We start from the raw sequence: 17,949 nt of genomic DNA on the forward strand, positions 1-17,949 counted from the left end.
AATCCCCTGAGCCCCCGTAGCCCGGATGCAATCCGGGGAAGCGGACGCCCTTGCATCCGGCTTAAGCCTGTGGCTTCGGCGCCGCCTGCCAGAGCACTTCAGCGATGCGCTGGCGCTTGGCGATCAGGCGGGCGGCGACGAACAGCAGGTCGGAGAGACGGTTGACATAGGCCAGGCCGACGCCGCGTATGGGTTCCTCGGCGTTCAGGTGCTGGCAGCGGCGTTCGGCGCTGCGCGCCAGGCTGCGGCAGACATGGGCCTGGGCAACCAGACGGGTGCCGCCCGGCAGGATGAAATTCTGCAGCGGGCCGAGCTCCTCATTCCAGCTGTCGATGGCCGCTTCCAGACGTTCGACTTCGGTTTGTTGCAGGGCCTGGTACTCGGGCATGGCCAGTTCGCCGCCGAGGTCGAACAGGCGGTGCTGACAAGGCGCGAGCACCTCGATGACTTCGCTCAGCCCCGGCCACAGGGCCGCCTGTTCGGCCAGGTCGGCCAGCAGCAGGCCGAGCTGACTGTTGAGCGTATCCACCTCACCCATGGCCTCCACCCGTGGGTGATCCTTGGCCACCCGGCGGCCGTCGGCCAGCCCGGTTTCGCCGGCATCGCCGGTGCGCGTGTAAATCTTCGACAGTCGATAACCCATGTTCAATGACCTGTGTGGGGAATGGCGGCTGCCAGGGGCAGGCGCAGGGTGAAGCAGGTGCCCTGGTCTGCCTTGGACTGCACTTCCATCTGCCCTTTGTGGTTGTTGGTGATGATGAAGTAGGAGACCGACAGGCCCAGCCCGGTGCCTTGGCCGACTTCCTTGGTGGTGAAGAACGGCTCGAAGATGCGTTTGCGCACCAATTCAGGCATGCCGACACCGTTATCTTCCACCTGGATCTCTGCCCAGGGCGGAGCCAGCCGGGTACGCAAGGTGATCTGCCCGGGCGTACTGCAGTCTTCGCGCTGGTGAATCGCCTGGGCGGCATTTTTCAGCAGGTTGAGCAGCACCTGTTCCAGCTCGTTGGCGGTGCCGGGCACCGGGCCGAGCTTCGGGTCGAACTCGCGGTGGATGAGCAGGCTCTTGAAGTCGAAGCTTTCGGTCAGGTCGAAGTCGTTGCCGGCAATTTCCAGGGCCTGGTCGATCACGGCGGGCAGCTGGCAAGGCGCCAGTTGGCGGTTGCTGCGGCGACTGAAGCTGAGCATGTGGCTGACGATTTTCGCCGCGCGGGTGCCGGCCTGCTGGATGTCATCGAGCAGGCGCGGGATTTCCCGAGCCTGCAGGTAGCGGTCGATGGCCTGCAGGCTGATGCCGATGCGCTCGGCCTGCTCGCGGTTCTTTTCCAGTTCCGGCGACAGCCGGCGGCGAATGTTCTGCACGTTATGCAGGATGGCGCCGAGCGGGTTATTGATCTCATGGGCCATGCCGGCAGCCAGGCCGCCGACCGAGAGCATCTTCTCCGACTGCACCATCATCTCTTCCATGTTCAGGCGTTGGGAGATGTCATCGATGCGGATCACCACGCCGCGGCCACTGCCGCCCATCAGCGGGTAAAAGGTCAGGGCGTAGTGATGCGGGTTTTCGTCTTTGCTCCAGGTCACTCGCTCGATCTTCTCCACCTTGTGTTGTTCGACGGTGCGCTTGAGCATCGGCAGGAAGGGCTTCAACGGCGGGAAGGCGAGGAACACCGGCTGGTTCAGCGCCTCCGTCAGGGGGGTGCCGGAGAGGGCGCTGGCTTCCTGGTTCCACTGGGTGACGTAGAGCTGTTCGTCGAGGGCGATCAGGGCCGAGGGCATGGAGTCGATGATGCTGTTGAGGTAATTCTGGAAGCCGGTGAGCTTCTTCTCGATCTTGCTGCGTACCTGCACCTCCAGCTCCAGCTTGCGGTTGGAGTGGCGGGTTTCCTCGGCCAGGTTATGCGCCTGATCGAATGCGGCCTGGGCGTCGTCGCGGGCGCGTTTGAGTTGCTGCTCACGCGCCTCGATGCGCATCAGCATGGTATTGAAGGCATCGGCCAGGCTGCCGATTTCGTCCTGATTGCCGCGTCTGGCCCGCAGGGAATAGTTCTCCTCGCGGGTGACCTGGCGCGACAGTTCTTCCAGGCGGCGGATCGGCTTGGTCACCAGGCGGCGGATCTGTCGCGCCACCAGCAACCAGAGCAGCACGCTGAACGCAAGAATCGCCAGGCTGGCGGTCAGGGTGCCAGTGTAGAAGGCGCCGGGTAGCTCGCTGGACGCGACCAGCAGCAAGTAGCCGTGGTGCGCGTCGGGCTGCGGCAGTTCGACCAGCAGGTTGGTGCGGAATTCGCCAAGGCGCCAGCTGTCCAGTTGCTCGACGCGCTGTGGCAAGTTTAAGGATTCCCCGCGTTGCAGTTGCGCCAGGCTCGCGCCAGCGCTGTCGTAGATCACCGCGGCGCGCAGTGGCGGGTAGTCATCCAGGCGTTGCAGCAGGGCTTGGGCGGCGCTTGCCGAGCTCAGTGCCTCCTGGCCCAGGGTCGGGCTGGCGATCAGTCGGCCGAGGGTGTGCAAGGCCTGTGGTGCGACGCTCTGCTGGGAAATCCAGTAGGCCGCGCTGATGAACGCCAGGTTGGCCATCAGCAGCACGGCGGCCAGCAATACCAGGAGTGCGGCGAGCAGTTTGCGGCCAACGGGCAGATTTTCGAGGCGCTGACGCAATGGCATGGGCGGACAAGTCGCAGTGGCGAGAAGGTTCGAGCAGGGTAACGCGCGGCTTAATGACTGGGCAATCCGCGTATCTCAAGGTACTGCACCAGGCGCCCATGCAGTGCTGCCAAGTGCGGCAAGACCAGGCGATGGCGCTGCGCGGTGGCGCAGGCATGGCCGAGCAGGTAGGCGATTTCGGTGCGCCGGCCCTGGGCGACATCCTGGTGCATCGAGGAGTAGTTCGCCGCGGTAGCCTGGATCACCCGCTGCACGTCGGCATGCAGGTCCACCGCGGCGGCGGGCTGGCCACAGCTTTGCAGCAGTTGGCCGAGTTCGGCGCAGAGCGTGGCGACCTCGGCCGGATGGTCACTGAGGCCACCGTTGCGGCAATCGTAGAGCACGGTCAGTGGGTTGATCGCGCAGTTCAGTGCCAGCTTGCGCCATAGCCGGCTGAGAATGTCCGGGCTCCACTGGTGGGGAATGCCGCTGCGTTCGAGGTCAGCCAACCAGGCCGGAGGGCTGTCGTCGAGCGGATCGCCAAGCCAGGTGTGGCCATGGCCGGCGAATACCACGCGCCATTCTCCATCAGGCGCGGCGCCATCGCGAAAGGCGCCTTCGGTGCTCGAGGCGAGAATGCAGCGCGCCTGGGGTACTTGGGCGGCCACGGCAGCCTGGCTGCCCAGGCCGTTTTGCAGAAGTACCAGTTCCGCACCTGGCGCCAGCCGCTGGGCGATACTGGCAATGGCGGTTTCGGCGTCGTAGGCCTTGCACGCCAGCAGCAGGCGCTGGATGGGCGCTGAGTCGGCGGCGGTTTGCCCCGGCACGGGGTAGCGTCGGGCCTGTCCTTGCTCGACCAGGGTCAGGCCGCCCGCGCGCTGATAAGTGGCGAGGCGGCTCGAGTCGCGCAGGATCAACTGCACCGGTATGCCGGCGCGCGCCAGGCGTGCAGCCCAGAGACAGCCCAGGCTACCGGCGCCGAGTACATGCCAGCTCATCGCGGACTCCGCCTAGTTCGTCAGCGGCAGGCGCATGGCTGCGACCCGGCCACTGGCGTAGGACTCCGGCAGTAGTTTGCTCGCATGGGCGATCAGGCTGTCCGGGCTGACGGGCAGGGCTTTGGCGTCGAGGCCGACCAGGCTGATCCCGGCCTTGAGGCTGATAAAACCCTCGCTGGTCTTGAACGCCTTGAGGTTGATGCCCTCATGCAGGCGCTTGAAACTGCTCGGCGAACACTCATGCAGGTCTTCGAGCAGGGTGATCAGGGCGAAATGGTTGTTGTCCAGGCGCACCAGCACGTCAAGCGGGCGCACCAGCTGCTGCAGGCGGCGGGCGACGCCATGCAGCAGTTCGCTGTAGAAGCCGTCGCCATGACGCTGGCGCAGTTCGCCGGTTTCCTGCAGGCCGATCAACAGGTAACACAGCGCGCCGCCGCGCGACTCGATCTGGCGCAGGCTGTCGAGCAGCTTCTGCTGCAGGTAGCGGGCGTTGCCCAGGCCGGTAAGCGTATCGACCAGGTTGCGCTGTTCCAGGGTGGCGATGTTTTCCGTCAGCAGGCGGTTTTCCTGGAGCAGGCGCTGCAGGGTATTGCACAGGCGGTCGGCGGCGTAGACCCGCGGCACCAGTTGCTCATTCATCTGTGCCTTGTTGATGAAGTCGTCGACCCCGCGGTCGAAGGCTTCGCCCAGCACGTTTTCACCTTCCTTGCCGGTCAGCAGCATGACGTAGGTGTAGTGATCGGCCATTTCATCCAGTTGACGGACCCGTCCGGTCAGTTCCAGGCCATCCATTTCCGGCATCAGCCAGTCTGCCAGGAGCACGCTGGCCGGACGTTGTTCGAGCAGCCTGATGGCTTCTGCGGCGCTGTTGGCAAAGCGTAGGTCCTGGTAGCCGGCCTGGCTCAGGGCGCGACCGATCATGGCGCTGGAGAACTTGGCGTCGTCCACCACCAGGATGCTGAGATGGGGGTTGGGCATGGGCAGGCTCGTAGGGGAAGTCGCATGGGCCCGGTACATCGCCGGGCAGTGTTTGTTGCCAGAAGCCTGTCGGGCTTGACCGTTCGTAGCGAGGGAAAGTCCGTGGTCCGACATCTCGGCTCAAAGGGCAGCCCTCCGCGCAGTTTTGTCGTTCTTTCGAGGCGAATAGCTAGCTATTTAACGGGAAAGAACGGCAAAAATGAACGAATCCGGCTTTTTCACAGTAGAACAGTGTTAATCCGACAGGCTCCTAGGGCTATATAATGGCCGGGTTTTTCAACCGTCAACAAGCCGAGCGTGCCCCGTCCGTGATCTGGGTCGCGCCGTCTATCTGGAGGAATACCATGCCCTCGTTCGACGTGGTGTCCGAATTGGACAAACACGAAGTAACCAATGCTGTCGACAATGCCCTCAAGGAACTTGAGCGTCGTTATGACCTGCGCGGTAAAGGCAGCTTCGAGCTCAAAGACCTGACCGTCAACCTGACGGCCGATGCGGATTTTCAACTGGAGCAGATGGTCGAGATTCTCAAGCTCTGCCTGGTAAAGCGCAAGATCGATGTGCAGTGTCTGGAGTTCAAGGACGCCTATCCCTCGGGCAAGAGCGTCAAGCAGGAGATGACCCTGCGCGAAGGCATCGACAAGGAGCTGGCGAAGAAGATCGTCGCCCACATCAAGGACAGCAAGCTCAAGGTGCAGGCCGCCATTCAGGGCGAGCAGGTGCGCATTACCGGCAAGAAGCGTGATGACCTGCAGGAGGCGATCGCCGCCCTGCGCGCCAAGGACTTCGGTATGCCCTTGCAATTCAACAACTTCCGCGATTGATGCGGCAAGTGTGGCGGGCCTGGGTGGCTCGCCAGCAGTGATCGTCAAGCGACCGCCATGGCGGTTGCGTTTTATGCGTCGAAAAGGAGTGTCAAGTGGAGATGAATGTCGAGCAACTGGTGAAGCTGTCCGAGAGCTGGCTGCCGGTGGTGTTGCAATACAGTGGTCAGCTGACCCTGGCGATCATCACCCTGGTGGTCGGTTGGTGGCTGGTCAATGCCTTGACCCGCAAGGTCGCTGCCGTGCTGGTACGGCGTAACGTCGACCGTGCATTGCACAGCTTTATCGGCAGCCTGGCCGGCATCGTCCTCAAGGTGCTGCTGCTGGTCAGCGTGGCCTCGATGATCGGCGTGGCAACCACCTCCTTTATTGCGGTGATCGGTGCCGCCGGCCTGGCCATCGGCCTGGCCCTGCAAGGCAGTCTGGCGAACTTCGCCGGTGGCGTGCTGATCTTGCTGTTTCGTCCGTTTCGCGCCGGTGACTGGATCGAGGGGCAGGGGGTGTCGGGCAGCGTCGACAGCATCCATATTTTTCACACGACCCTGAAAACCGCCGACAACAAGGTGGTGATAGTGCCCAACGGCAGCCTGTCCAACGGCCATATCACCAACTATTCGCGCGAAGCTACGCGTCGCGCCGACATCAACCTGGGCATCGACTACTCCAGCGACATCAAGCAGGCCCGCGATGTGCTGCTGAAGATCGCCGAGGATCCGCGCATTCATCTCGATCCGGCTCCCGTGGTGTTCGTCACCGGTCTCGGCGATAGTGCGGTCAACCTGTCGCTGCGGGTGTGGGTCGCGACGGGAGATTTCTGGCCGGTGACCTTCGAATTTACCGAGTTGGCCAAGGAACGCCTGACCGAGGCCGGTATCGGTATTCCGTTCCCGCAGCGGGTGGTGCATCTGGTCCAGGCCAGCGAGCAGGCCGTTGAAGGACGTAGGCGAGGCAGCCTGGGCTAGCAGCCTGGTCGGGGTTCGCCCCCGAGCCTGCTAAACCGCCGCGCACGGCTCGTTTATGAAAAATGCCGCTTTCCCTTCGACAGGAAAGCGGCATTTTCTGGGTCCTGGCCTGCCGGGACTGCCCCGCGTTCTGCGGGTTACCTCGGCTGCTGCAATGGATCGGCCGTGCGGCCCACCCGGCACGGCTTGTCGGGCGTGGAGATTACAGGCGCAGGCCGCCGTCCAGCTCGAGGATGCGACCGGTGTAGTAGTCGTTTTCCAGGATGTAGGCCACCGAGTGGGCGATTTCCGCCGGTTTGCCCATGCGCCGCAGCGGAATGCCCGAGGTCATTTTCTCCAGGGCTTCCGGTTTCATACTCAGGGTCATCTCGGTTTCGATGAAGCCCGGGGCCACGCCGGCCACACGAATGCCGTATCGCGCCAGCTCCTTGGCCCAGACCACGGTGTCGGCGGCGACGCCGGCCTTGGCCGCAGAGTAGTTGGCCTGGCCGATATTGCCGGCGCGGGAGATGGAGGATATGTTGACGATCGCGCCCTGGTTCTGCAGTTCGATCATCTTCGCTGCCACTTCGCGGGTGCAGAGGAACACACCGGTCAGGTTGACGTCGATCACCGACTGCCACTGGGCCAGACTCATCTTGCTCATTTCGCCGTCCTTGACCCTGATGGTCAGGCCGTCACGCAGGATGCCGGCGTTGTTGACCAGGCCATTGATCGCACCGAAATCTTCGGCGACCTGGGCGACCATGTGAGTCACCTGCTCCTCAATGGCCACGTTGCACAGGTAGGCGCGTGCTTCTACACCATGGGCCTTGCAGGCGGCCACGGTTTCGTCGAGTTTTTCCTGGTTGAGATCGACCAGCGCCAGTTTTACCCCTTGGCCCGCCAGATATTCGCCCATGGCGCGGCCCAGACCCTGGCAGCCACCGGTGATGATGATAACTTTGTCTTTGAGTTGCATCGCGTATCCCCTCAAGGTAGGTCATATAGTCCCGCTGGCGCGCTGTAACAGCTATTCTAGGGCGCCTGTCCGTTAGTGACGGATTCTTTGCTAGGAGTCATAAGGTGAGCGTGAAAGCCGCTAAGCATGCCCGAGAATTGCTGCTCAAGGAATACCGCGGGGTGCTCTCGACTCATTCGAAGGCCATGCCGGGCTTTCCTTTCGGATCAGTGGTGCCCTACTGCCTGGATGCTCAGGGTTGGCCGCTGATCCTGATCAGCCGCATCGCCCAGCACACTCATAACCTCAAGCAGGACGCCAAGTGTTCGCTGTTTGTCGGCGAGCGCGGCGCCGAGGATGTGCAGGCGGTCGGTCGTCTCACGCTACTCGCCGAAGCACGACAATTGTGTGACCAGACCGCAATCGATGCGGCGGCGGCGCGCTATTATCGCTACTTCCCCGAATCACAGAATTACCACCGCGCCCATGATTTCGATTTCTGGGTGCTGGAGCCGGTGCGCTGGCGCTATATCGGCGGTTTCGGCGCGATCCACTGGCTGGCTCAGGTGGCGCAGGCCAACCCGTTCGCTGAGGCAGCCACTGCCGCGGCAGCCACCGCTGGAGGAAGCGAGCAGGGCATGCTGGAACACATGAACGCTGACCATGCCAGCGCCATCGCCCATTATGTCGCGCTGGCCGGTTTGCCGAGCCACGCGCCGGCCGAGTTGGTGGGTATCGACAGTGAGGGTTTTCACCTGCGCATCGGCCAAGGCTTGTATTGGTTGGCCTTTGCCGCATCTTGCAACACTCCCGTCGAAGTGCGTCAGGCCTTTGTTCAGCTGGCCCATGCGGAAACCTGGCCGACCGACGGCGCCGCTTTGGCTTGAATTAAGCGTAATACCCCCATATTTCACTCTTATTGGAAGCCCTTCTTCCGTTAAGGAATTCTTGATGCGTGTTTTTCTGATTTTGTTCTTGTTGTTCCCGGTCATCGAGCTGGCGCTGCTGATTCGGGTCGGCAGCGCCATCGGCGTGCTGCCCACCTTGTTGCTGGTGATAGGCACGGCGATCCTCGGCGGCATTCTGCTGCGCGTCGCCGGTGTAGCCACCGCCTGGCGCGCCCGCGAGAAGCTGGCGCGCGGTGAACTGCCCGAGCAGGAAATGCTCGAAGGCCTGCTGATTGCGGTCGGCGGTGGCCTGCTGCTGCTGCCGGGCTTCATCAGCGACATCTTCGGCGTGTTCTGCCTGATCCCCTTTACCCGCCGCCTGCTGGTCAACAAGATTCGTCTGCGTGCGGCCGAGCAAGCCATGCGCCAGCGGGCCTTTGCCGATGACCTGGCGGCGCGCTCCGGGCAGCCCCGGCCGGGTGCGGCCAAACCAAACGTGCTGGAAGGCGAGTACGAGCGCCGCGACTGACGAGGCTCCATGCACTGTAGGAGTGCGGCTGGGTCTTGCACCAGTCAGGAGCAGTTTTGCTCGCTTGGCGTGCGTCAATGCGTCGCTACAGGCGTTGATCTGCAGCAAAAAAAATCATCGCTGACCCTTGAAATCCCCTTGTGCGCCCTTATGTAGCGGTCACCGCAAGGTTTTCTGCCGGTTTCGGCAGAACAGACTTCCGCGTTGCACTTCGGTGCAGCGCAACCGGCCCCGCCGGACTTTGCTAACCCGCTGGTGTGAACACCGGCCGATGTAAATAACTATTTGGGAGAGATCGACAATGAAGCTTCGTCCTCTGCATGACCGCGTCGTGATCCGTCGCAGCGAAGAAGAGACCAAAACCGCAGGCGGCATCGTGCTGCCGGGCTCCGCTGCCGAGAAGCCGAACCAGGGCGAAATCGTCGCTGTAGGCACCGGTCGCGTGCTGGACAACGGCGAAGTGCGCCCGCTGGCCGTGAAGGTCGGTGACAAAGTGGTGTTCGGTCCTTACTCCGGCAGCAATGCCATCAAGGTCGACGGCGAAGAGCTGTTGGTCATGAGCGAGAGCGAAATCCTGGCCGTTGTCGAAGCCTGATTTCCGTCTCCGCTACAGCGTATTGCGTTCCACCAAAACGAATTTTGAGGAATATCCATCATGGCTGCTAAAGAAGTTAAGTTCGGCGACTCCGCCCGCAAGAAAATGCTCGCCGGTGTAAACGTCCTGGCTGACGCGGTTAAAGCGACCCTCGGCCCGAAAGGCCGTAACGTGATCATCGAGAAGAGCTTCGGCGCTCCGACCATCACCAAGGACGGCGTTTCCGTCGCCAAAGAAATCGAGCTGAAAGACCGCTTCGAAAACATGGGCGCCCAGCTGGTCAAAGACGTGGCTTCCCGCGCCAATGATGACGCTGGTGATGGCACCACCACGGCCACCGTGCTGGCTCAGTCGATCGTCAACGAAGGCCTGAAAGCCGTCGCTGCCGGCATGAACCCGATGGACCTCAAGCGCGGCATCGACAAGGCGACCATCGCCATCGTTGCTCAGCTGAAAGCCCAATCCAAGCCATGTGCCGACACCAAGGCGATCGCCCAGGTTGGTACCATTTCCGCCAACTCCGACACCTCCATCGGCGACATCATTGCCGAAGCCATGGAAAAAGTCGGTAAAGAAGGTGTGATCACCGTTGAAGAAGGCTCGGGCCTGGAAAACGAACTGTCGGTTGTAGAAGGCATGCAGTTCGACCGTGGCTACCTGTCGCCGTACTTCATCAACAAGCCGGACACCATGGTCGCCGAACTCGACGGCCCGTTGATCCTGCTGGTCGACAAGAAAATCTCCAACATCCGCGAAATGCTGCCGGTGCTGGAAGCTGTGGCCAAAGCCGGTCGTCCGCTGCTGATCGTTGCCGAAGACGTCGAAGGCGAAGCCCTGGCGACTCTGGTGGTGAACAACATGCGCGGTATCGTCAAAGTCGCTGCCGTCAAGGCACCGGGCTTCGGCGATCGTCGCAAGGCCATGCTGCAGGACATCGCCATTCTCACTGGCGGTACCGTGATCAGCGAAGAAGTCGGCCTGAGCCTGGAAGGCGCCACCCTGGAACACCTGGGTAACGCCAAGCGGGTTATCCTCAACAAGGAAAACACCACCATCATCGACGGTGCCGGCGTGCAAACCGACATCCAGGCGCGTGTTGCCCAGATCCGCAAGCAGGTCGAAGACACCTCGTCCGACTACGACAAAGAGAAACTGCAAGAGCGTCTGGCCAAACTGGCTGGCGGTGTTGCCGTGATCAAGGTCGGTGCCGGTTCCGAAGTCGAAATGAAAGAGAAGAAAGCCCGCGTTGAAGACGCCCTGCACGCCACCCGTGCAGCCGTTGAAGAAGGCGTGGTACCTGGCGGCGGTGTTGCCCTGGTACGTGCCCTGCAGGCTATCAGCGAGCTGAAAGGCGAGAACGCCGATCAGGACGTCGGTATCGCTCTGCTGCGTCGCGCCGTTGAAGCGCCGCTGCGTCAGATCGTTTCCAACTCCGGCGACGAGCCGAGCGTAGTGGTCGACAAGGTCAAGCAAGGTTCGGGTAACTACGGTTACAACGCGGCCACCGGCGAGTACGGCGACATGATCGAAATGGGCATCCTCGATCCGGCCAAAGTGACTCGTTCGGCGTTGCAGGCGGCTTCCTCGATCGCCAGCCTGATGATCACCACCGAAGCGATGATCGCCGAGGTCGCCGACGACAAGGCGGGCGGCGGCATGCCGGACATGGGCGGCATGGGCGGCATGGGCGGTATGGGCGGCATGATGTAAGCCAGCCTGCTTCCCGGCAGTCCCTGAAAAACCCGCGCCTTGGCGCGGGTTTTTTATTGGGCGCGCGAAAGTCTGTCTGGCTTGTGCATGCTGAATCGACTGCATTGCACTTGGCCGAGGCTGCCGGTAATGCGCCATGGGAGTGAGTGGATAGCGGCAGGATGACCTTGGCACCCAACGGCCACCAGTTGGTCCGGAACCGCAGGTTTTTTGTGTGGTGCGAAAATTGCTGTAAGTTGCACTCCGGCTGTCATCGTCCAGCCACTGGTCGATGCGGCCATGCAATCAGGGGCTTCAAGGGACTTGTGCGTCGGCGTGCGGAATTGGCTTTGGGTTACGCGATGGGTGTTTTGTTACTGTTGGTGACTGGGTAGGGCTTCTGGCCAAGTCTGGTTGTATTGATATTTGGCTTGCAGGCGAATGAAATGACAGCAGCGATGGCGTTCGATCAGTGGTGGCAACTGCAGGGTGAATGGGTCGAAGAACCGAATCATCGGCGCGGTGGCGAGAGCGGCGTGCAGCGTCTGTACCAGGACGATGGTCAAGTGCTCTATGCCAAGCGTCAGGTCGGGCACGTCTATCGCAGCCTGCGTTACCCGTTCGGTCGGCCCACGGTGCTGCGTGAGCGTGATGCCTTGCGGGCCCTGCCGCTACTCGGTGTCAAGGCGCCGAACCTGCTCTATTGCGATGTGCAGCGCGATGCTGCCGGGCTCTGGCGCGGTTTGCTGGTGTCGGAGGAGCTCAAGGGCTTTCAGGAACTCAATCACTGGTATGCCGAGGGTGGCCGTGAGCGATTCGGCGTCGCGGTCAACGAGCAACTGCTGGAGCAAGTGGCTGGCATGCTGGCGCGTTTCCATCGGGCAGGCTGGCAGCATGGTTGCCTCTATCAGAAGCATCTGTTCGTGCGAGTCGAGCAGGTGGGCGAGCGCATCGAGGTCGAAACGGCCCTGTTGGACCTGGAAAAAAGCCGACGGCGTTTCAGTTCGCGCCAGGCCGCTCGCCACGACATGCTGCAACTCAAACGCCATTCGTCGTGGAGTGCTGGTGATTGGGACCGATTGGTCTACTGTTACCAGCAAGCGTTTGGCAGCGCCATCAAGGGGTTGCGGTTATGAAGTTAGAAATTGCTAGAGGTATTTTCCTGATTGCGGCGCTGGGCGTGGCATCACTGGCCGCCGCTGCCTGGCATGAGCCAGGCCCTGTCATGCTGGGTAATGCCGGTGGCCTGGAGCACTGTCCACTGCCGCGCAAGGCCAGCGCGGGGATGCAACAGCTTGCCCCGGATAAGGATTTGCTGCTGTTCATGTTCAGTCTGTCGCAGAGTCTGGCCGGGCATAAATAAGCGAACGGTCTGTCCGACAAGCCTCATCGCCATGCCAATGCCGTGCACCCGACTCGAGTGCGCGGCATTTCTTTTTCTGCTGACTAGGTTGTCTGGCGTTTCAATCGGCTTGGCGTCATTGCGGCGCTGACACCGCCGGGCGCACGAGCGCCAATAGCCCGGGCATCACCCCCGGCTCGCGTCCCCGCTTACGGCTGCCGACACCGCGCCGGGCTCTGCGTCCGGCTTGGCCAGCAGGCTGTAGACGCAGGGCAGGACGAACAGGGTGAACAGGGTGCCGACCGACATGCCGGTGGCGATCACCAGGCCGATGTCGAAACGGCTGACCGCACCGGCACCGCTGGCGAGGATCAGCGGGATCATGGCGAAGACCATGGCGGCGGTGGTCATCAGCACCGGCCGCAGGCGAATCGCCGCGGCTTCTTCGACCGCCGCGCGGCGCGACAAGCCGTGGCGTCGGCGCAGCTGGTTGGCGAACTCGACGATCAGGATGCCGTGCTTGGTGATCAGGCCGATCAGGGTCACCAGGCCCACCTGAGTGTAGATGTTCATGCTGGAGAAGCCGAGGAACAGCGGGATCAGTGCGCCGCAGATCGACAGCGGTACCGTCACCAGGATCACCAACGGGTCGCGAAAACTCTCGAACTGCGCCGCCAGCACCAAGAAGATCAGGGCCAGGGCCAGGCCGAAGGTGGCGTACAGGGCGCTGCCCTCCTGGATGAATTGGCGCGCCGCGCCGGCATAGTCGGCGGCGAAGCCGGCTGGAGCCTCCTCGGCCATGATCTGCTGCACGGTCTCGATCGCCTCGCCCATGCTGACGATGGGTACGCCCTGGATGATCGCCGAGTTGAGTTGCTGGAACTGGTTGAGCTGGGTCGGCCGCGCGCGATCGCTGAGCGTGATCAGGCTCGACAGCGGCAGCATCTCGCCGCTTTCGCTCTTCACCTGATAGTGGCCGAGCCAGTCCGGGTTGTCGCGGTAGGCGCGCTCGACCTGGGCGATCACCTTGTAGCTGCGCCCGTCGATGGTGAAGCGGTTGATCTCGCCCTCGCCGAGCAGGGTCGCCAGGGTCAGGCCGATATCCTCCATGGACACGCCCATCTGCGCCGCTTTGGCACGGTCGATGTCGACCACCACCTCGGGCTTGTCGAAGGCCAGGTCGATGTCGAGGAAGGCGAACTTGCCGGAGGCCAGGGCGCGTTGCTTGACCCGCTCGGCGACCTGCAGCAGCGACTCGTAATCGTTCGGCGTATTGATCACGAACTGGAACGGCAGGCCTTCACCGGTGCCCGGCAGCGAGGGCAGGTTGAAACCGAAGATCTGCAGACCGGCGATCCTGTCCAGGCGCGCCTGGACCTGCGGCAGAATCTCCATCTGGGTGCGCTCGCGCTCGTTCCAGGGGGTCAGCAGAAAACCGCCGATGCCCGATTGCACGCCATTGAAGCCATTGATCTGGAACGAGGAGTAGTACTCGGGGAACGCCTTGAAGATCTCGACGAACTCGTCGGTATAGCGGTTCAGGTACTCCAGGTTGGTCGGCTGCGGCGCGTTGGCCATGAGGAAGACGATGCCCTGGTCTTCCTCGGGCGCCAGTTCGCTCTTGGTGAACATCAGCAGCAGCGGAATCAGGCACAGCACGATCAGGGCGAACACCAGCACCACCGGGCGAGTGTTCAGAGTGCCGTGCAGGGCGTGCTGGTAGCGCCGCTTGAGCGAGTCGAACAGCAGGTCCAGGCGGTGGGCCAGGCCGCTGGGGTTTTCGTCGTGGCGCAGCAGCTTGGCGCACATCATCGGCGACAGGGTCAGGGCGACGATGCCGGAGATGATCACCGCGCCGGCCAGGGTCAGGGCGAACTCCTTGAACAGCGCGCCGGTCAGGCCCTCGAGAAAGCCGATCGGGGCGTAGACCGCGGCCAGGGTGATGGTCATCGACACCACCGGCACGGCGATCTCGCGGGCGCCTTCGAGGGCGGCATCGAGGGGCGTCTTGCCCTCCTCGATATGCCGGTGGATGTTTTCCACCACGACGATGGCGTCGTCCACCACCAGGCCGATGGCCAGGACCATGGCCAGCAGAGTCAGCAGGTTGATCGAATAGCCCATCAGCTGCATGAAGAACAGCACGCCAATCATCGACAGCGGGATGGTGATCACCGGGATCAGTACCGAACGCAGTGCACCGAGGAACAGGAAGACCACGACGATGACGATCAGCACCGCCTCGAACAGGGTTTTCACCACCTCGTCGATGGATACCTGGATGAACAGGGTGGCGTCGTAGGCGATGGACACCTTGAGGTCGGGCGGCAGCTGGGCCTCGATCTCGGGCATGATCTGCCGCACTTCCTTGATCACGTCCAGCGGGTTGGCGCTCGGCGTGCCCTTGATGGCGATGTACACCGAGGGCGTGCCGTCGAAGGAGCTGATCGAGTCGTAGCTCTGCGCGCCCATTTCCACCCGCGCCACATCGCCGAGCAGCACGCGGCTGTCGCCGATGGTTTTCAGCGGGATGGCGGCGAAGGCCTGCGGCGACTTCAGGTCGGTGCCGGCATTGATGCTGGTGACCACGTATTCGCCCTTCACTTCGCCGGCGGCGGCGAGGAAGTTGTACTGGCGTACGGCGTCGTTGATATCGCTGGCGCTCAGTTGATAGGCGGCCATCTTCAGCGGGTCGAGCCACAGGCGCATGGCGAACACCTGGTTGCCGAGGATTTCCGCTTCGGCCATGCCCGGCAGGGTGGCCAGCTTGGGCTGGATCACCCTGGACAGGTAGTCGGTGATCTGCGGGTTGGACAGCTGATCGCTGTAGAAGCTGATGTACATCAGCGCCGAGGCGTCGGCTGCCTCCTTGCTCAGTACCGGGTCCTCGGCGTCCTGCGGCAGCTGGTTCTTCACCTCGTTGGCCTTGGCCAGCAGCTCGGTGAACAGGCGATCGCTGTCGGCGCCGATGCGCGCATAGATGGACACGATCGAGACGTTCTGCCGGCTCACCGAGGTCATGTAGTCGATGCCTTCGGCGCTGGCCAGGCTCTGCTGCAGGGGCTGGGTGATATAGCCCTGGATGGTCTCGGCATTGGCGCCCGGGTAGGCGGTGGTGACCGTGATCAGGGCGTTCTCCAGCTGCGGGTACTGGCGGATGGTCAGCTTGTCGAAGGCCTGCAGGCCGAGCAGGACGATCAGCAGGCTGACCACGGTCGCCAGCACCGGGCGACGGATAAAGGGGTCGGTAAAAGCCATAACAAGTTCCTGGGCTATTGCCTTATGTCGGAGCCGGGGCGGCGGGTCAATTTGTGGGGCCGGCCTGTTGCTCCGCTTCAGATTGCAGCGACTGGCCGTCGACTATCGTCACGTGGGCGCCGCTATCCAGCTTGAGCTGGCCGGCGCTGACCACTCGCTCGCCGGCCTGCAGGCCCTTGAGAATCACCACCTGGCCGGCGCGGCGTTCGCCGGTCTCGACAAAACGGCGCTGCACTTGCAGTTGCGCCGGCTGGTCACCCTCGGCGGCCTGTTCCTCGATCACATAGACCGAGTTGCCGTACAGGGTGTAGGTGATCGCAGTTTCCGGCACCAGCACCTGCGGGGTTTCGCTGGCGAGCAGCACCTGCAGGTTGGCGAACATGCCGGGCAGCAGCTTCTCGTCCGGGTTGGCCAGCCTGGCGCGCACCAGCAGGTTGCGTGTGGTCACTTCGACCTTGGGGTTGATCGCGTCGATCCGCCCCTCGAATACCTGGTCGGGATAGGCCGCCACTTGGACGCGCACGCGTTGGCCGATGGCCAATTGCGGCACGTTCTGCTCCGGCAGGAAGAAGTCGACGAACAGGGTCGACAGGTCCTGCAGGGTGGCGATGGTAGTGCCGGAGGCCAGGTAATCGCCGACGTCGACCTGGCGAATGCCGATGGTACCGGCGAAGGGGGCGAGGATGCGCTTCTTCGCCAGGGTGGCTTGCAACTGGGCGACGCTGGCGTTGGCTTTCTGCAATTCGGCGGAGAGCCGGTCGAACTCGCTCCTGGAGATGGCCTGACGAGTGACCAGGTTGCGCCCGCGCTGGTATTCGACCTGCGCCAGGCCCAGTTCGGCCTGGGCGGTGCCCAGGCTGGCCTGTTCCACATCGCTGTCCATCTGGATCAGCGGCTGGTCGAGGCGAACCTTCTCGCCGGACTGGAACAGCACATCGCGTGCGGTGCCGGCAACCTCGACGGTCAGGTCGATACCCTGGAAGGCCTTCAGCGTGCCAATGGCCGGCAAGCGACTCTGCCAGGGCCGTTCGACGGCTTCTGCGGCATTCACGCTGATCGGTGGCGGCGGCGCGGCGAACTGCTGGATTTCCCGGTAGATGGCCAGACCTTTGTAGGCGGCGAGGGCGAGTACTACTAGGGCGACCACGCCCAGCATGATCAACATGCGGCGGAGCAACATATTCCGGTTCCTTGGCTAGGCAAATTGGGCCTGGGAATAGGCAAGAAGAGCACATTAGTCCCCCTGGCGGGGTGAGTCAAAGCGTTGAGTTCGCGAAAGTTGGCGAGGGCGAATCAGGCTAGCAAAGTGTCCGGCGAGCCGACGGGAGCGGACCAGGATAAGCGTTTCCCGCTGTTGCCTTGTGCCGGGCACAAGCAGCGTTCAGCGTTGCCACGGGTTGGGGCAAACGCTGATTGTCCGGCAGCGGGCTATCTGTGTCAGGCGCTCAGGCGCTGGGTTACCTCGCTGAGCTGGCCGGACAGGTTGTGCAGGTTCTGGCTGGCGATTTCGGTACGCTGCACGTTTTGCTGGTTGCTGGAGGCGATCACGGTGATCTCCGTGAGGTTGCGCGAGATGTCCTCGGCCACCGAGGTCTGCTCGTCGGCGGCAGTGGCGATCTGTCGGTTCATGTCGCGGATCGCCTCCACCGCGGTGGTGATGCGTTGCAGCATGGCACCGGCCTCGGTGACCTGGGTCACGCCTTCCTCACTACGGTTCTGCCCGCTCTCGATGGCGCGCACCGCATTGATGGCGCCGGTCTGCACCGTGTTGATGATCTGATTGATCTCCGCGGTGGATTCGGCGGTGCGCTGGGCCAGGGTGCGCACCTCGTCGGCGACCACGGCAAAGCCGCGGCCCTGCTCGCCGGCGCGGGCGGCTTCGATGGCCGCATTGAGGGCCAGCAGGTTGGTCTGTTCGGCAATGCCGCGGATCACTTCCAGCACCTTGCCGATACGCCCGCTGTCGGTTTCCAGGCGGCGGATCACTTCGGCAGTGCTGGCGATCTCGCTGCGCATACCGGTGATGGTCTGGATGGTCGCCTGCATCACCTGCTCGCCTTGCTGGGCCGACCGGTCGGCGTCGTCGGCGGCGGTTGCCGCTGCGGCTGCATGACGGGCGACTTCCTGGGCGGTGGCGGACATTTCGTGCATGGCCGTGGCGACCTGGTCCGTGCGCGAGAATTGTTCGTGGGTGCCTTGCGCCATCTGGGCGGCGATGGCACTCAGCTCGTTGCTGGCGTTATCCAGGTTGGTCGTGCTCAGCTGCAGGCGACTGAAAGTGTCGGCGAGAAAGTCACGCAGGGT

Annotated in this window: 15 protein-coding genes and 1 pseudogene; 8 read left to right on the forward strand and 8 right to left on the reverse strand. The window is 62.9% G+C overall.

The annotated features are described in order from the left end of the window. Positions 1 to 61: 61 nt before the first annotated feature. The 4 genes and pseudogenes from R3355_RS13840 to R3355_RS13855 all read right to left on the reverse strand — a co-directional run. A complete protein-coding gene (locus R3355_RS13840) occupies positions 62 to 643 on the reverse strand; it encodes a cob(I)yrinic acid a,c-diamide adenosyltransferase (protein ID WP_318961671.1) in 582 nt (193 codons plus the stop codon). A 2-nt stretch (positions 644 to 645) separates the two neighbouring features. Further along, positions 646 to 2,664 (reverse strand): ATP-binding protein, encoded by a 2,019-nt coding sequence (locus R3355_RS13845; protein WP_318961672.1) that lies wholly within the window; start codon positions 2,662 to 2,664, stop codon positions 646 to 648. Positions 2,665 to 2,714: 50 nt separating this feature from the next. After that, positions 2,715 to 3,641, reverse strand: coding sequence for a putative 2-dehydropantoate 2-reductase (locus R3355_RS13850; protein ID WP_318961673.1), 927 nt, complete (start codon positions 3,639 to 3,641; stop codon positions 2,715 to 2,717). A 12-nt stretch (positions 3,642 to 3,653) separates the two neighbouring features. Continuing rightward, positions 3,654 to 4,664 (reverse strand): annotated as a pseudogene (locus R3355_RS13855) (response regulator); the annotation flags it as partial. A 299-nt stretch (positions 4,665 to 4,963) separates the two neighbouring features. Between R3355_RS13855 and R3355_RS13860 the strand changes: the two are divergent. Together R3355_RS13860 and R3355_RS13865 are read left to right on the forward strand one after the other, a co-directional pair. After that, positions 4,964 to 5,443 (forward strand): YajQ family cyclic di-GMP-binding protein, encoded by a 480-nt coding sequence (locus tag R3355_RS13860; protein WP_172144200.1) that lies wholly within the window; start codon positions 4,964 to 4,966, stop codon positions 5,441 to 5,443. 101 nt (positions 5,444 to 5,544) lie between these two features. Then, positions 5,545 to 6,405, forward strand: coding sequence for a mechanosensitive ion channel family protein (locus R3355_RS13865; RefSeq protein ID WP_413243516.1), 861 nt, complete (start codon positions 5,545 to 5,547; stop codon positions 6,403 to 6,405). Positions 6,406 to 6,607: 202 nt separating this feature from the next. On the opposite strand, the gene R3355_RS13870 is transcribed toward R3355_RS13865, so the two are convergent. After that, the gene (locus R3355_RS13870) at positions 6,608 to 7,366 is read right to left on the reverse strand and encodes an SDR family oxidoreductase (protein ID WP_318961675.1); all 759 of its coding nucleotides are present in this window, start codon (positions 7,364 to 7,366) and stop codon (positions 6,608 to 6,610) included. A 104-nt stretch (positions 7,367 to 7,470) separates the two neighbouring features. Here R3355_RS13870 and R3355_RS13875 point away from each other — a divergent pair, with 104 nt between their 5' ends. The 6 genes from R3355_RS13875 (at position 7,471) to R3355_RS13900 (ending at position 12,408) form a co-directional block, all read left to right on the forward strand. Next, positions 7,471 to 8,232 carry a HugZ family protein gene (locus tag R3355_RS13875; protein WP_318961676.1) on the forward strand — a complete coding sequence of 254 codons (762 nt, stop codon included), beginning with the start codon at positions 7,471 to 7,473 and terminating at the stop codon, positions 8,230 to 8,232. A gap of 64 nt (positions 8,233 to 8,296) precedes the next feature. Then, positions 8,297 to 8,761, forward strand: a complete 465-nt coding sequence (locus R3355_RS13880; RefSeq protein ID WP_318946271.1) for an FxsA family protein — start codon at positions 8,297 to 8,299, stop codon at positions 8,759 to 8,761. Positions 8,762 to 9,062: 301 nt separating this feature from the next. Then, positions 9,063 to 9,356, forward strand: a complete 294-nt coding sequence (locus tag R3355_RS13885) for a co-chaperone GroES (protein ID WP_079203065.1) — start codon at positions 9,063 to 9,065, stop codon at positions 9,354 to 9,356. Positions 9,357 to 9,416: 60 nt separating this feature from the next. Continuing rightward, complete coding sequence (gene groL, locus R3355_RS13890; RefSeq protein WP_318961677.1) at positions 9,417 to 11,066, forward strand: chaperonin GroEL; 1,650 nt, start codon at positions 9,417 to 9,419, stop codon at positions 11,064 to 11,066. Positions 11,067 to 11,491: 425 nt separating this feature from the next. Further along, complete coding sequence (locus tag R3355_RS13895) at positions 11,492 to 12,181, forward strand: lipopolysaccharide kinase InaA family protein (RefSeq protein WP_318961678.1); 690 nt, start codon at positions 11,492 to 11,494, stop codon at positions 12,179 to 12,181. After that, positions 12,178 to 12,408: a hypothetical protein gene (locus tag R3355_RS13900; RefSeq protein ID WP_318946268.1), complete on the forward strand. Its 231-nt coding sequence runs from the start codon at positions 12,178 to 12,180 to the stop codon at positions 12,406 to 12,408. The genes R3355_RS13895 and R3355_RS13900 overlap by 4 nt, the downstream gene beginning before the upstream one ends. 165 nt (positions 12,409 to 12,573) lie before the next feature. Here the strand turns inward: R3355_RS13900 and R3355_RS13905 are convergent, their stop codons facing one another. From R3355_RS13905 to R3355_RS24365, 3 genes are all read right to left on the reverse strand, one after another. Then, positions 12,574 to 15,645, reverse strand: a complete 3,072-nt coding sequence (locus R3355_RS13905; RefSeq protein ID WP_318961679.1) for a multidrug efflux RND transporter permease subunit — start codon at positions 15,643 to 15,645, stop codon at positions 12,574 to 12,576. A 46-nt stretch (positions 15,646 to 15,691) separates the two neighbouring features. After that, positions 15,692 to 16,825, reverse strand: coding sequence for an efflux RND transporter periplasmic adaptor subunit (locus R3355_RS13910; RefSeq protein WP_318961680.1), 1,134 nt, complete (start codon positions 16,823 to 16,825; stop codon positions 15,692 to 15,694). A gap of 257 nt (positions 16,826 to 17,082) precedes the next feature. Continuing rightward, positions 17,083 to 17,850 (reverse strand): methyl-accepting chemotaxis protein, encoded by a 768-nt coding sequence (locus R3355_RS24365; RefSeq protein WP_413243517.1) that lies wholly within the window; start codon positions 17,848 to 17,850, stop codon positions 17,083 to 17,085. Between the last annotated feature and the right edge of the window lie 99 nt (positions 17,851 to 17,949).

Source organism: Pseudomonas sp., from assembly GCF_033723075.1.
Classification (GTDB): Bacteria; Pseudomonadota; Gammaproteobacteria; order Pseudomonadales; family Pseudomonadaceae; genus Aquipseudomonas.